Origin of the sequence: Pseudomonas psychrophila HA-4 (assembly GCF_000282975.1) — a bacterium.
In the GTDB taxonomy this organism is placed as follows: Bacteria; Pseudomonadota; Gammaproteobacteria; order Pseudomonadales; family Pseudomonadaceae; genus Aquipseudomonas; species Aquipseudomonas psychrophila_A.
The window spans coordinates 79,552-94,239 of the sequence record NZ_ALJC01000107.1 but is presented as its reverse complement, the minus strand read 5'-3'; the positions used below and the strand labels follow the sequence as shown (position 1 = coordinate 94,239).

Here is a 14,688-nt window from a genome sequence, read left to right as displayed (position 1 = left end):
TGCATGTACAAACTCAGTGTCGACGGTCTGCACAAGAGCTATGGCGACAATGAAGTGCTCAAGGGTGTGTCGCTCAAGGCGAAGACCGGGGACGTGATTTGCCTGATTGGCGCAAGCGGCTCGGGCAAAAGCACTTTTTTGCGCTGCATCAATTTTCTGGAAACGCCTAACGATGGCGCAATGACCCTTGATGGCCAATTGATTCGCATGATCAGCGATAAGAACGGCATGCGGGTGGCTGACGATGCTGAGTTACAACGCCTACGCACGCGACTGGCAATGGTGTTTCAACATTTCAACCTGTGGAGCCACATGACCGTGCTGGAGAACATCACCTTGGCACCCCGCCGGGTGTTGGGAGTCAGTAAAAACGACGCTGAGGAGCGTGCTAGACGCTACCTAGACAAAGTCGGCTTACCTCAGCGGGTAGCCGATCAGTACCCCGCTTTTTTGTCGGGTGGACAACAGCAGCGCGTCGCCATTGCAAGGGCACTGGCAATGGAACCTGAAGTGATGCTCTTCGATGAGCCCACCTCGGCACTAGACCCCGAGCTTGTGGGCGAAGTATTGAAGGTGATCCAGGGTTTGGCTGAGGAAGGTCGCACCATGATCATGGTCACCCATGAGATGAACTTCGCACGCAAGGTCGCGAGTCAGGTGGTGTTTCTGCACCAAGGCCTGATAGAAGAACAAGGCGTCCCCAGCGACGTACTCGACAACCCTAAAAGCGAGCGCTTGCGCCAGTTTTTGAGTGGGAATTTGAAGTAGACACCTGTACACCACCCCGTAGGAGCAAGCTCCTACAAAGTGGGGTTTATCACGCAACAGGGGCAGGCGGCGCTTCGTCCGGCAGTGTCGGCACGCCAGGTTCAGTGGGTTGCGGGGTGTCAGGGTCAGGCTGGCCGGGGATGCCGCCTGCGTGCAACTTGGGAAACGCGAGTAGCGACCAGGCCAACATTCCAACCTGATTGGGCTCAAGGTTTGCCAGTTGGGCGCGGATACTCGGATCGATCTTCATAGGGGCACTCCTGAGCGATGATCCGGCTCGCTGGGTGCGTAACCGGAAATACACTCAATAGAGTGCTTTTTCGCTCAAGAATTCCCTCTGCTCGTCAGGTACGTGTGCTCATCAGGTGCGTGGCAAGGTCACGCCGCGCTGACCCTGGTATTTGCCACCACGGTCTTTGTAAGAAACCTCACACTCTTCATCCGACTCAAAGAACAGCATCTGAGCCACGCCTTCATTGGCGTAAATCTTAGCCGGCAGCGTTGTGGTGTTGGAGAATTCCAGCGTTACGTGACCTTCCCACTCAGGTTCAAGTGGCGTCACGTTAACAATGATGCCGCAGCGTGCGTAGGTGCTTTTACCCAAGCAGATGGTCAACACATTTCGTGGAATACGGAAGTACTCAACGGTACGCGCCAGGGCAAATGAGTTTGGCGGAATGATGCACACGTCGCTGGTGACATCAACAAAGCTGCCTTCATCGAAATTTTTCGGGTCAACAGTGGCCGAGTTGATATTGGTGAACACCTTGAATTCATTGGCACAGCGAACGTCGTAACCATAGCTCGACACGCCGTAGGAAATCAGACGATCAGCGCCTTCGCCGCGTACTTGACGCTCGACGAAGGGTTCGATCATGCCGTGCTCTTGCGCCATGCGGCGAATCCACTTGTCTGATTTGATGCTCATGGCGGGGGTGTCCTGAATAGCGAGGTGGAAAAATTCTGTTCGGCATCTTACCGGGGCCGGGGGCTCGGTTCAAAGGCTGGGGAAAAAATCTTGAAAATAGCTGTAGTCACCGTGAATACAGGGTGTGAGGACAACCATCAGTCACGTTTTTAGAGAAACCTTCGCAAAGACCCTTTGCACGTCTCGGAAAAAGGGTTAAGGTGGCGCCACTGTGCTGCTTGTGTCACTGAGAATCTCTACACGATATGTTGAATTTCGATCCAACCATCTCCAAGAATTTTTCCTGCTCTTTGCACTCAGTCTCGGCCAGGGCTCTTCCTGCGTCGCAGTTATCTTTGTTCAAGGAGTTACACCATGTCTAATCGCCAAACTGGTACCGTTAAGTGGTTCAACGATGAAAAAGGCTTCGGCTTCATCACTCCACAATCCGGTGACGACCTGTTTGTTCACTTCAAAGCAATCCAATCTGACGGCTTCAAAAGCCTGAAAGAAGGCCAACAGGTTTCTTTCATCGCTACTCGCGGTCAGAAAGGCATGCAAGCTGAGGAAGTTCAAGTTATCTAACTTGTACTGATCCAGTAAAAAACCCCGCCCTCAAAAGCGGGGTTTTTTTATGCCCGCCGTTTGCTTAAAGCGCTATAGGAGCGGGCCTGTGTCGCGATCTTTTGATAGTTAAAGAGATCGCGAAACAAGCCCGTTTCTAAGTGGCTTTACGTTGCATCAGTCGTCGCTGGTAGTAATTGTCGGCATCGCTTGCGAAGCAGCTTCGCTTAGAACAATCCGCGCCCCCACATGACGGGCCAGCTCTTGATACATCAAGGCAACCGGACTTTCAGGGTCGGCAATCGCAGTTGGCTTGCCGTTATCAGCTTGCTCGCGGATCTCCATCGACAGCGGTAAGGACGCCAGGACCTCGACCCCATACTCTGCCGCCAGTTTGACGCCACCGCCCTCGCCAAACAGATGCTCTGCGTGACCGCAATTTGAGCAAATGTGTACAGCCATGTTCTCGACCACGCCCAACACCGGAATGTTGACCTTGCGGAACATTTCGACACCCTTGCGCGCATCCAGCAAGGCCAGGTCTTGTGGAGTCGTTACGATAACCGAGCCAGCCACCGGTACCTTCTGCGCGAGAGTGAGCTGAATATCACCTGTGCCCGGCGGCATATCAATGACCAGATAATCCAGATCATTCCAAGCCGTTTGGGTTACCAATTGCAAAAGCGCACCCGACACCATGGGGCCACGCCAGACCATCGGCGTGTTGTCGTCCGTCAGAAATGCCATCGACATCACTTCAACGCCATGCGCCTCAATCGGCACAAACCACTTCTGATCACGAATTTTCGGCCGGGTCCCTTCCGCAATACCAAACATCACGCCCTGACTTGGCCCATAGATGTCCGCGTCCAAAATACCCACCCGCGCGCCTTCACGCGCTAGCGCCAGCGCCAGGTTGGCTGCCGTGGTGGATTTACCGACCCCGCCCTTACCTGAGGCAACCGCGACAATGTTTTTCACATTGGCCAGCCCCGGGATTTGCGCCTGCGCCTTGTGCGCAGCAATCACACAGTTGATCTCAACCTTGGCCGAGGACACGCCATCCAAATTGCTGATAGCCATTTGCAACATTTGCGCCCAGCCGTTCTTAAACAGACCGGCGGCATAACCCAGTTCAAGCTGAACGCTGACATGCTCGCCCTGAACATCAATGTGACGTACACACCCGGCACTGACCGGATCCTGATTCAAATAAGGGTCGGTGTATTGGCGAAGGACGGCCTCCACCGCTGCGCGATTAACTGCGCTCATGAGCAACTCCCGAAAAAGGCTGAGTGAAACAGGCCGCTATCGTACCTGTAATAAATCACTCGGCGCAGGCTTTTGAAGCAACCAAAAACACCAGAAAGCATGAGATAGGCGCCCACGGGGTGAAATATATTGCCCGGCGCTTTATAGTGGCCGACCACCGTCTCATCAAGTAGCCGAGCCCCATGTCCGAGCCACGCAAGATCCTCGTCACCAGCGCCCTGCCCTATGCCAATGGCTCAATCCACCTTGGCCATATGCTTGAGTACATCCAGACCGATATGTGGGTGCGCTTCCAGAAGCAACGCGGCAATCAATGCACTTACGTCTGCGCGGACGACGCCCACGGCTCGGCCATCATGTTGCGTGCCGAGAAAGAAGGCATTACACCCGAGCAACTGATCGCCAATGTCCAGGCTGAACACAGCGCCGACTTTTCCGACTTCCTTGTCGACTTCGATAATTTCCACTCGACCCACGCCGAAGAAAACCGTGAGCTGTCGAATGCGATTTACATCAAGTTGCGCGACGCCGGCCATATCGCCACCCGCTCGATCACTCAGTACTACGACCCGGAAAAGAAAATGTTCCTGGCCGACCGCTTCATCAAGGGCACCTGCCCTAAATGTGGCACTGAAGATCAGTACGGCGACAACTGCGAAAAGTGCGGCGCAACCTACGCCCCAACGGACCTGAAAGATCCAAAGTCGGCGATTTCTGGTGCCACGCCGGTACTCAAGGATTCGCAGCACTTCTTCTTCAAGCTCCCAGACTTCGACGCCATGCTCAAAAGCTGGACACGGAGCGGCGCGCTGCAAGATGCCGTTGCAAACAAAATCGCCGAATGGCTGGATGCTGGCCTGCAACAGTGGGACATTTCCCGCGATGCACCGTATTTCGGCTTCGAAATTCCGGGCGAGCCAGGCAAGTATTTCTACGTGTGGCTCGATGCGCCTATCGGCTACATGGCCAGCTTCAAGAACCTCTGCGCACGTCGTCCAGAACTGGACTTCGACGCGTACTGGAACAAAGACTCCACCACCGAGCTGTACCACTTCATCGGCAAGGACATCGTCAACTTCCACGCCCTGTTCTGGCCAGCCATGCTCGAAGGTTCTGGCTATCGCAAGCCTACCGCGATCAACGTACACGGCTACCTGACCGTCAATGGCCAGAAAATGTCCAAGTCCCGTGGAACGTTCATCAAGGCGCGCACCTACCTTGATCACCTGTCGCCGGAATACCTGCGCTATTACTACGCTTCCAAGCTGGGCCGTGGCGTCGATGACCTCGACTTGAACCTCGAAGACTTTGTACAAAAGGTCAACTCAGATCTGGTCGGCAAAGTGGTCAACATTGCCAGCCGCTGTGCAGGCTTCATCCACAAAGGCAACGCCGGTGTGCTGGTCGAAGGCAACGCAGCGCCTGAGCTGACCGAGGCCTTCCTCACCGCAGCACCTAGCATTGCCGAGGCTTATGAAGCCCGTGACTTCGCGCGCGCCATGCGTGAAATCATGGCACTGGCTGACCGTGCCAACGCCTGGATCGCCGAAAAAGCACCATGGGCCATGGCCAAGCAGGAAGGCAAGCAAGACGAAGTCCAGGCTGTTTGCGCCCTGGGCATCAACCTGTTCCGCCAACTGATCATTTTCCTCAAGCCGGTACTGCCGCTGCTCGCAGCCGATGCGGAAGCGTTCCTGAATGTTGAACCTTTGACCTGGAACGACCACAGCACCCTGCTTGCCAACCATCAGTTGAATGCGTTCAAACCCCTGATGACGCGTATCGACCCGGTAAAAGTGCAAGCCATGACCGACGCCTCCAAAGAAGACTTGGTCGCCAGCCAAACCGATACCGGCTCTGCGGCGCCAAACGGTAACGGTGAGCTGACCAAAGAACCTTTGGCTGCCGAAATCGAATTCGATGCCTTTGCTGCCGTCGACCTGCGTGTTGCCCTGATCCTTAAGGCCGAAGCTGTTGAGGGCGCTGACAAGCTGCTGCGTTTGACATTGGATATCGGTGATGAACAACGCAATGTGTTCTCGGGCATCAAAAGCGCTTACCCGAACCCGGCCGAGCTTGAAGGTCGTTTGACCATGATGATTGCCAACCTGAAACCACGCAAAATGCGCTTCGGTATCTCCGAAGGCATGGTGATGGCGGCCGGCCCCGGCGGTGAAGAAATTTATCTGCTGAGCCCAGACAGCGGCGCCAAACCTGGTCAACGCATCAAGTAACATGTCCTCTTCATCCGCTGGCGGCCTGCAGGCCGTTGGCGGATGTTCGTTGTAGCCTCCCTCCCCTGCCTTATCGGATAATCAGCACCGTTCGTTTAACCGCCTCTCATTCATTATTCGCTGCGCAGAATGACTGTCGCCCGGGTGCGGCCCGCTGTCGCTGGACTGATCACACCATGAGCCTGATTCAACGTATTGACGCTTTATTGCCGCAGACCCAATGCGGAAAATGCGGTCATCCCGGCTGTAAACCCTATGCGCAAGGCATTAGCCAGGGAGAAGCCATCAACAAATGCCCTCCCGGGGGCGCCGAAACAATCGCCGCACTGGCTAATCTGCTGCGCATTCCGGTTGTGACGCTGGACACCGAGCGCGGCTACGCCCCGCCTCAAGTGGCTTTCATTCGCGAAGCAGAATGCATTGGCTGTACTAAATGCATTCAAGCCTGCCCTGTTGACGCAATTCTCGGCGCTGCCAAGCTCATGCACACGGTAATTGTCGATGAATGCACTGGCTGCGACCTGTGTGTCGCCCCCTGCCCTGTGGACTGCATAGAAATGCGCCCGCTACCCGCCAATGTGGTACCCATTGTCGGCGGGCTGGCGCAGGCAGCAGAAGAGTTCAGTGCTCGTGCTCACAAGCGCGACCATGCGCGCAGTCGCTACGAGCGGCGTGACAAGCGCCTGAGCCGTGAAGCGCAAGTGCGGCAAGCTGAACGCTTGGCACGGGCGCAGCGAGCGCCTGACAACGTTTTACCGCTTGCACGTTCGCCGGCGCAGCCGTCGAATATCAGCGATGCAGCGCTTAAAAAGGCCAAAATCACGCTCGCAATGGCTCGCGCACAACTGCACAAATCGCTCAAAGCTTTTGGTCATCCGCCAACGGCACAGCAACAAGCGCAATTAGTGGTCCTACAAAGGCAATTTGAGTCAGCAGAACAAGCGTTGGCGCAACTGGAGGCTGCTCCCGAGATCCTAGGGCCAGCACCCAGCACCAACAACGCAGAACTCAAACGCGCAAAAATTCAGTTAGCTTTGCGGCGCGCAGAACTTAAAAAGGCGCAGGCACAAGCACACACCAGCACCGAACTCGCGCTCTTGAATGACGCTGTCGCCAAGGCAGAATTGACGCTTAGCGCCTTAGCCCTGCCCAAAAGCTGATAGCTTTCTGCCACGAGATACGCTGTTCTTCGTGTAATGGATCACTCTTTAGGAAATGTTTTTACCCATGAACGCCGCAAAGCGCCTTGAGATATTTCGACGGTTTCACGAAGACAACCCAGAGCCGAAGACTGAACTGGCCTACTCATCACCTTTCGAATTACTGATAGCGGTGATTTTGTCTGCTCAAGCCACTGACGTGAGCGTGAACAAGGCTATGGCCAAACTGTTCCCGGTCGCCAATACACCAGAAGCCATCTACGCTTTGGGAGTCTACGGACTCTCGGAGTACATCAAGACCATCGGCCTCTATAACAGCAAGGCCAAAAATGTGATTGAGACATGCCGCCTGCTGATCGAACAGCACGGTAGCGAGGTCCCGCAAACGCGTGAAGCGCTAGAGGCACTGCCTGGTGTGGGTCGCAAAACGGCAAACGTGGTGCTCAATACAGCCTTTAGACAGCTGACCATGGCCGTGGACACCCATATTTTCAGGGTCAGCAACCGAACAGGGATAGCGCCAGGCAAAAATGTGGTGGAGGTCGAAAAGCAGTTGATGAAGTTCGTCCCAAAGCCTTACCTGCTAGATGCCCACCACTGGCTCATCTTGCATGGCCGCTACGTATGCCAGGCGCGCAAGCCCCGCTGCGGTAGCTGCCGCATCGAAGACCTGTGTGATTTCAAGCAAAAAACCTCGGACGATTGAGCGATAGAGGTTTAATAGGAAGATCGATTGAGAAAAACTTTTTTACCCGTACAGCGTTTATCGCTATAAGGGGCGCCATGGAATGTCTTAGCCTGGAGTGAATAGAATGAGCACTGGCAAAGAACAATTGGTAGTGGATACAGACGATGAAGAGGGTGTTCAAATGACCGAGCAGGAGGACACGAAAATCGAGGTAGCTAAAACCAATTTGGCAAAAAGGCGCGATGTGGACGATTATCTGGAAAAAAGAAGGCTCCAAAGGGAACTGGATGGTGGCCTAAAAGACTATAAAATTTAGCGTATAGCGCTAAAAGCCTCCTTAATCGGAGGCTTTTTGTTTTGAGAGGCCCAAAGAGAAAACCTCTCCTCAGCCTGGGTGTTCAAACCAAACCGTTACGCTGTGCCAGTTCAATGAGATCAACCAACGAGCGCGCATTAAGCTTGAGAAGAAGCCGCGTTTTATAGGTACTGACGGTTTTATTACTCAGGAACATACCATCCGCTATTTCTTTATTACTTTTACCTCGCGCCAGTTGCTGCAACACCATCATTTCTCGTCCCGAAAGACGATTGACCATATCGGCCTCACTGGCATTCCCCAAGCTTGAACGCACAGAGTGCAATGCTTGATTAGGGAAATAACTGTAGCCTGAAAGTACAGCCTTAATGGCGCTCAATAGCTCGGTCAAATCCTGCTGTTTACACACATATCCGGCTGCACCTGCTTGCATACAGCGCATTGAAAAATGGCCTGGTGCTTGTGAAGTCAGCACCAGTACCTTAACGGGAACAGCCGGTGTTGACAGCCGTGCAATGACTTCAAGCCCATCAAGCTTGGGAATTCCAATATCCAAAATTACAATATCCGGCGCATGTTCACGCGCCAGTTGCAAAGCATCCACTCCATTATCCGTCTCTGCTATAACTTCGTAGCCATGTCGTTCCATGAGCATACGCACAGCAAGACGAATTACAGGATGATCATCCACGATCAGCACTTTATTCATGGGTAATTCCAATTTTTTCGCTGTTCGAATTTTTAGAGTCAGCACAATAGCCTAGTCACAACACCCTGGGCATAGCGCCCCCCCCAAGCACTAACAACCAAAGACATTTCCTACAAACAATAAAGATCAAACCTACAAAAAAATCACTCAAAAAGATAAAATTTTTCGCCATGCATCTCTCTAAAATCGAATAATCAGAAAGCACGCACAGGGATGTATTTATACCTAAAACACAATTTTAATGACTACTGGAAATATCTTTATTCGCCTGACAGAAAACGCATCGGCTTACATCTTAGAAGACACCTACTTCAATCACTATCATCGGCTTCTAATATCCCCCTCAAAAATAGCTCACCTGCGCAACCTTCAGGCGCTCCATTACCTCTCTAAAATAACCAAATATAAAGACTAAAACAATTTGCACAAGCATTAAAAAAACTCCTGCACGTGCAACGACCTCACACTGGAACTCATATAGAAAAACCATACCACCCAAGTATCAAACCCGCTTATAAGCCCAGCTAAAATCTACTCTTTTTTTAGAAAAAAATATTACCATTCCATAGTTAAAGAAAAAGACTACAAAGCATTCGGAAACACCCTAGAAACCAAATGCAGCATGCCCGAACCTATTAGCTTTCCCTGCCAAATTATTTACTGAAAGTTATCGTTTGATACAACCTAGACACCCAAAATATCTAAAATTACGTTTGCGAACACAATACCTACAGACCACTACAAAAAAGCGCTAAGACTTCTCAATCAAAATCTAGCTTGCACTAAGACTTATCCTACAAAAAGACCTACAAATTCGAAACTAATTGAAACATCTACAGAAATAACAAATACAACTCATTTTAAATTTGCGATTTTAAAAAGCCCGGACTAAATTTACAACAAGACAGTCTGACAAACAAAACACTTACAACCATACAAAATAAGACACTTACTACATAGATAGCCGCATTAAATCTCATTCACTAAAATAAGCGGCCCACCTACAATTAAAATTTTCACACAGGTATCACCATGATTAAAAATAAAATTCACGTGAACAACCCACTCACCGTCATCGCTATCTTTTCAATGCTAACTGAAGCATCCGCAGCGGTTTCCTTGCCTTATATCGACAAGGAAAACCAGAAAATATATGTCTGGTTCTTGATTGTGTTCCCCTCTATTTTAATAACACTATTTTTTCTGACACTGAACTTCAATAACAAAACACTTTACAGCCCAGCAGACTATGCAAAAGAAAAAAGCCGCGAGGCATCCCCGACACGAACAAACTCAACCCATGCAAAACCGGCATTGCCCACAAAAAAATCAGACATTCCTACAGAGCAGTATTCGATACAACCAGCAAAACTAAACTTTAAATGCATGTCGTACCCGCCTCAAAACTTTATATTTCTGCCACAAGGGCATCGAGACTACGACTCCAGCTTTAAGACACCGAACAAAGCGCCACCAACCGCTCTCTTTGAGCTGTCTCATCTGTTGCTGAAAAAAAGCGAACTGAGCAGCCTGCGCTTGATCGATTTAAGCCATCCGGCCTTGCAACTAAAACACGACCAAACATTGAGTGATATTTTGCAGACCTATTACGACATAGCGCATCCGCAAAAAAGCAAGCTCCGTAAGAGTGATGTACTGCTGTTATTGACAAATAGCCCGTCAGCTATCAGCACACAGTGTAGACAACAACAGTTTTATCTCGACTCAACCCTAGCGTCACATCTCAACGAGGCAACTATCATTACTTACAACACAGAAACTCGCCAACTGAACACTTTGAGTACGCACAGTCTTTGAAAACTCTTTATCCACCTAAATTCGCGCATAAAAAAACCCGACCAAAGGCCGGGTTTTTTATGCGTGTTGCGAATCAGAACAACGAGCGGCCTTTGTTCGCAGCAATACGCATACGCAAGGCATTCAACTTGATGAAGCCTGCAGCGTCAGCCTGATTGTAAGCACCACCATCTTCTTCAAAGGTAGCAATGTTCGCATCAAACAGCGATTCGTCAGACTTGCGACCGGTAACAATCACATTACCTTTGTACAACTTCAGACGTACCACACCATTAACGTGAACCTGAGAAGCATCAATCATTTGTTGCAACATCAGACGCTCAGGGCTCCACCAGTAACCGGTGTAGATCAGGCTGGCGTATTTAGGCATCAGCTCGTCTTTGAGGTGAGCCACTTCACGGTCTAGAGTAATCGATTCGATTGCACGGTGAGCACGCAGCATGATGGTGCCGCCCGGGGTTTCGTAGCAACCACGAGACTTCATGCCGACATAACGGTTTTCAACGATGTCGAGACGGCCGATGCCATGTTCGCCACCGATACGGTTGAGAGTCGCCAGCACGGTGGCTGGGGTCATTTCAACACCGTCCAACGCAACGATGTCGCCGTTACGGTAGGTCAGTTCTAGGTACTGCGGCTTGTCAGGAGCATTCTCCGGAGAGACGGTCCATTTCCACATGTCTTCTTCGTGCTCTGTCCAAGTATCTTCCAGCACACCACCTTCGTAGGAGATGTGCAGCAAGTTGGCATCCATCGAGTACGGGGATTTTTTCTTGCCATGACGCTCAATAGGGATCGCGTGCTTTTCAGCGTAATCCATCAGCTTTTCACGCGAAAGCAGATCCCATTCACGCCAAGGAGCAATTACCTTAACGCCCGGCTTCAGCGCGTAAGCACCCAGTTCAAAACGAACCTGATCATTGCCCTTGCCTGTTGCGCCGTGAGAAATGGCATCAGCACCAGTTTCGTTGGCGATTTCGATCAGACGCTTGGCAATCAACGGACGAGCAATAGAAGTACCGAGCAGGTACTCGCCTTCATAAACGGTGTTGGCACGGAACATCGGGAACACGAAGTCACGAACAAATTCTTCGCGCAGGTCGTCAATGTAGATTTCCTTGACGCCCATGGCTTGCGCCTTGGCGCGTGCAGGCTCGACCTCTTCGCCCTGACCCAGGTCAGCGGTAAAGGTTACGACTTCACAGTTATAAGTATCCTGCAGCCACTTGAGGATCACCGAAGTGTCCAGGCCGCCCGAATAAGCCAGAACGACCTTGTTTACGTCCGCCATGCCATCACTCCACGGGTTGTTCGAAAAGCCGAACAGTCTACCGCTCACGTGGGTGAATTTACAGAGGGGCGACAGCTTAAGACGACAAAGCGACAGTAAGTTTCAACAACACGACCCGGGCTTGAACGTCAAGACAGCGACGCTGGGTTAGCAGCTCCCACGCTCGGAACAGTTTTTTCAGGCTCTGGAACACGCTCAAGTCGCACGCTGACCCGGCGGTTCTTCGCACGATTGGCCGCATTGGTATTAGGCGCCAACGGGTACTGCTCTCCGTGAAAACGCATCGTTATCTGCGACTCCTGGATTCCGCTTTCCTTGAAGAAGTTCATCACCGCCAACGCCCTGCGCCGTGACAGCTCGCGATTGGTCAGGCGATTACCCAAATTATCTGAATACCCGTCAAGCAGGATGTGGTTAACCGTAGGATCGGCCTTCATGTACTCCAGCATGACGTGCAGGTTGGCCTTGGCGTTGAGGTCCAGTTCAATACCGCCCCCCGGAAAACCGACCTGACTTTGGCGCACTTGCTCAAAATTCTTTGGCAACAACTTGGCGGTGCACGCTTCGTAATCGCCATACGCCTGGCGAAACTTGGCGGGTAACAGTCGGACCTCCGACAAGCCACCCGTAGGCGAATAATGCCTGACCAGCGGGCTACGCCCCTCCAGCAAGCCTCGAAACAAACGCCCGGCCTGTGCCTGGGAGCTGTTAAAAAGCACATTGCCGCGTACGATCCGTACCGACCCCAAATCGATATCACCCCGACCCGGCTGCCATGGCGCCGCCGCTGCTAGCAATGTCGCAGAGCCTTCGCCCAGCACTGAGTTGTAAGCATTGAGACGGAAAACAGCCTGTTCCCCGGCGCGGCGCACAAAAACCCCAGAACCGAAATCGGTAATGGGCTGAATGAGCCGACACTCGAATTTGTCGCCCTCTACTTTCCACTCAATATTCTCCAGACGGGTCTGGAAAGTCAGGGCCAGGGAAGGAAAACTGGCAAACAGGCTGAGTAGAATGAAATAAGGCTGACGCACAAAGGGCTCCACAAGCGTGCACTGCAAAAAACCAGTCCACAGTTTTACGGCATACCCTGGTTATATCGGATCGTGCGTACAAAACTTGATAGCGAGTGCCTGACAGAGTCTTTTCCGGTAGCATTCGCATCAGTTTGACCCGCCTGGAATCCCCCAATGTCTGACCGCCTGACCCTGCTGCGTCCCGACGACTGGCACATTCATCTTCGCGATGGTGCTGTGTTGCCTCACACTGTGGCGGATGTTGCGCGCACCTTTGGCCGCGCCATCATCATGCCCAACCTGGTACCTCCGGTGCGTAATGCTGCCGAAGCCGATGCCTATCGACAGCGCATTCTGGCTGCTCGCCCGGCCGGTAGCCGCTTCGAACCGCTGATGGTGCTATACCTCACCGACCGAACCCAGCCTGAAGACATTCGTACGGCCAAAGCCAGCGGCTTCGTCCACGCCGCCAAGCTGTATCCGGCTGGCGCAACGACCAACTCCGACTCGGGTGTTACCAGCATCGATGCGATCTTCCCGGTCCTCGAAACGATGGCTGAAGTCGGCATGCCCTTGCTGATCCACGGCGAAGTGACTCGCGCCAATGTCGATGTGTTCGATCGCGAAAAGATCTTCATCGATGAGCACATGCGCCGCGTTGTAGAGCGCTTCCCTACCTTGAAAGTGGTGTTCGAACACATTACAACCGCTGACGCCGTGCAGTTCGTCAACGAGGCCTCGGCCAATGTAGGCGCCACTATCACCGCGCACCACTTGCTTTACAACCGTAACCACATGCTCGTTGGCGGAATCCGCCCGCACTTCTATTGCCTGCCGATTCTCAAGCGCAACACCCATCAGGAAGCCCTGCTGGATGCGGCCACCAGCGGCAGCGAGAAGTTCTTCTTGGGTACAGACTCGGCTCCTCATGCCCAGCATGCAAAAGAGGCTGCCTGTGGCTGCGCCGGTTGCTATACCGCTTATGCCGCCATCGAGATGTACGCCGAAGCCTTTGAACAGCGCAATGCGCTGGACAAACTAGAAACCTTCGCCAGCCTCAACGGCCCGCGTTTCTACGGCCTGGCACCAAGCACCGAACAGATTACTCTGGTTCGCGAAGAGTGGACCGCCCCAACCAGCCTGCCTTTCGGCGAGCTGAACGTAATTCCGCTGCGCGCCGGTGAAAAACTGCGCTGGCGCCTGCTGGAGGAACACCTGTGAGTGACGACCATTTTGATGACGAACACGAAGGCGGTCATGGCGGCTCGCGCCACCCAATGGCCGAGCGCTTTCGCGGCTATCTGCCGGTCGTAATCGACGTCGAGACAGGTGGCTTCAACTGTGCCACTGATGCCCTGCTGGAAATCGCTGCAACCACCATCGGCATGGATGAAAGAGGCTTTGTGTTCCCTGAACACACCTATTTCCATCGTGTTGAGCCGTTTGAAGGCGCCAATATCGAAGCCGCGGCGCTGGAGTTCACCGGTATCAAGCTTGATCACCCGCTGCGCATGGCCGTCAGCGAAGAGACAGCGTTGACTGACATCTTCCGAGGCGTGCGCAAGGCGTTGAAAGCCAATGGCTGCAAACGCGCCATTCTGGTGGGGCATAACAGCAGCTTCGATTTGGGCTTCCTCAATGCGGCCGTTGCTCGCCTGGACATGAAACGTAACCCGTTTCACCCGTTCTCTAGCTTCGACACCGCCACCCTGGCTGGCCTCGCTTATGGTCAAACAGTCTTGGCCAAAGCCTGCCAGGCTGCTGACATAGACTTTGACGGACGTGAAGCGCACTCAGCGCGTTATGACACCGAAAAGACCGCTGAGCTGTTCTGCGGCATCGTCAACAGCTGGAAACAAATGGGTGGCTGGAAAGACTTCAACGATTGATCGAATCGTTCAGACTGACACCGCGCATAAAAAACCGGACACTGGGTCCGGTTTTT

15 protein-coding genes are annotated in these 14,688 nt (G+C 52.6%); 9 read left to right on the top strand and 6 right to left on the bottom strand.

Going from position 1 to position 14,688, the window contains the following annotated elements:
* Positions 1 to 3: 3 nt before the first annotated feature.
* Positions 4 to 768 carry an ABC transporter ATP-binding protein gene (locus B347_RS0117660; protein ID WP_019411022.1) on the top strand — a complete coding sequence of 255 codons (765 nt, stop codon included), beginning with the start codon at positions 4 to 6 and terminating at the stop codon, positions 766 to 768.
* 49 nt (positions 769 to 817) lie between these two features.
* On the opposite strand, the gene B347_RS0117655 is transcribed toward B347_RS0117660, so the two are convergent.
* Entirely contained in the window at positions 818 to 1,018 is a 201-nt protein-coding gene (locus B347_RS0117655) for a hypothetical protein (RefSeq protein ID WP_019411021.1), read from the bottom strand.
* A 111-nt stretch (positions 1,019 to 1,129) separates the two neighbouring features.
* Positions 1,130 to 1,696 (bottom strand): dCTP deaminase, encoded by a 567-nt coding sequence (gene dcd, locus B347_RS0117650; RefSeq protein WP_019411020.1) that lies wholly within the window; start codon positions 1,694 to 1,696, stop codon positions 1,130 to 1,132.
* 354 nt (positions 1,697 to 2,050) lie between these two features.
* Here dcd and B347_RS0117645 point away from each other — a divergent pair, with 354 nt between their 5' ends.
* Positions 2,051 to 2,260, top strand: a complete 210-nt coding sequence (locus B347_RS0117645; RefSeq protein WP_002554837.1) for a cold-shock protein — start codon at positions 2,051 to 2,053, stop codon at positions 2,258 to 2,260.
* Positions 2,261 to 2,416: 156 nt separating this feature from the next.
* On the opposite strand, the gene apbC is transcribed toward B347_RS0117645, so the two are convergent.
* Positions 2,417 to 3,511 carry an iron-sulfur cluster carrier protein ApbC gene (gene apbC / locus B347_RS0117640; RefSeq protein WP_019411019.1) on the bottom strand — a complete coding sequence of 365 codons (1,095 nt, stop codon included), beginning with the start codon at positions 3,509 to 3,511 and terminating at the stop codon, positions 2,417 to 2,419.
* Positions 3,512 to 3,693: 182 nt separating this feature from the next.
* Between apbC and metG the strand changes: the two genes are divergently transcribed.
* The 4 genes from metG to B347_RS0117620 all read left to right on the top strand — a co-directional run bounded on the left by metG (position 3,694) and on the right by B347_RS0117620 (position 7,909).
* Positions 3,694 to 5,745: a methionine--tRNA ligase gene (gene metG, locus B347_RS0117635; protein ID WP_019411018.1), complete on the top strand. Its 2,052-nt coding sequence runs from the start codon at positions 3,694 to 3,696 to the stop codon at positions 5,743 to 5,745.
* 35 nt (positions 5,746 to 5,780) lie between these two features.
* Entirely contained in the window at positions 5,781 to 6,905 is a 1,125-nt protein-coding gene (rsxB, locus tag B347_RS0117630; RefSeq protein ID WP_237719143.1) for an electron transport complex subunit RsxB, read from the top strand.
* 67 nt (positions 6,906 to 6,972) lie between these two features.
* Positions 6,973 to 7,611: an endonuclease III gene (gene nth / locus B347_RS0117625; protein ID WP_019411016.1), complete on the top strand. Its 639-nt coding sequence runs from the start codon at positions 6,973 to 6,975 to the stop codon at positions 7,609 to 7,611.
* Between the two features lie 106 nt (positions 7,612 to 7,717).
* The gene (locus B347_RS0117620) at positions 7,718 to 7,909 is read left to right on the top strand and encodes a PA3496 family putative envelope integrity protein (RefSeq protein ID WP_019411015.1); all 192 of its coding nucleotides are present in this window, start codon (positions 7,718 to 7,720) and stop codon (positions 7,907 to 7,909) included.
* A gap of 82 nt (positions 7,910 to 7,991) precedes the next feature.
* On the opposite strand, the gene B347_RS0117615 is transcribed toward B347_RS0117620, so the two are convergent.
* On the bottom strand, positions 7,992 to 8,618 hold the full coding sequence (locus B347_RS0117615; protein WP_019411014.1) for a response regulator transcription factor: 627 nt from the start codon (positions 8,616 to 8,618) through the stop codon (positions 7,992 to 7,994).
* Between the two features lie 1,032 nt (positions 8,619 to 9,650).
* Here B347_RS0117615 and B347_RS25610 point away from each other — a divergent pair.
* Positions 9,651 to 10,436, top strand: a complete 786-nt coding sequence (locus B347_RS25610; RefSeq protein WP_019411012.1) for a hypothetical protein — start codon at positions 9,651 to 9,653, stop codon at positions 10,434 to 10,436.
* 73 nt (positions 10,437 to 10,509) lie between these two features.
* Here B347_RS25610 and B347_RS0117600 read toward each other — a convergent pair whose 3' ends face one another.
* Both B347_RS0117600 and B347_RS0117595 read right to left on the bottom strand, forming a co-directional pair.
* The gene (locus B347_RS0117600; protein WP_010212738.1) at positions 10,510 to 11,727 is read right to left on the bottom strand and encodes an argininosuccinate synthase; all 1,218 of its coding nucleotides are present in this window, start codon (positions 11,725 to 11,727) and stop codon (positions 10,510 to 10,512) included.
* A 128-nt stretch (positions 11,728 to 11,855) separates the two neighbouring features.
* Positions 11,856 to 12,761 (bottom strand): flagellar protein MotY, encoded by a 906-nt coding sequence (locus tag B347_RS0117595; RefSeq protein WP_019411011.1) that lies wholly within the window; start codon positions 12,759 to 12,761, stop codon positions 11,856 to 11,858.
* 156 nt (positions 12,762 to 12,917) lie between these two features.
* On the opposite strand from B347_RS0117595, the gene pyrC reads away from it, so the two are divergent.
* Together pyrC and rnt are read left to right on the top strand one after the other, a co-directional pair.
* Positions 12,918 to 13,964, top strand: a complete 1,047-nt coding sequence (gene pyrC / locus B347_RS0117590; RefSeq protein WP_019411010.1) for a dihydroorotase — start codon at positions 12,918 to 12,920, stop codon at positions 13,962 to 13,964.
* Positions 13,961 to 14,632 carry a ribonuclease T gene (rnt, locus tag B347_RS0117585; RefSeq protein ID WP_019411009.1) on the top strand — a complete coding sequence of 224 codons (672 nt, stop codon included), beginning with the start codon at positions 13,961 to 13,963 and terminating at the stop codon, positions 14,630 to 14,632. Before pyrC ends, rnt begins: the two co-directional genes overlap by 4 nt.
* Positions 14,633 to 14,688: the final 56 nt, after the last annotated feature.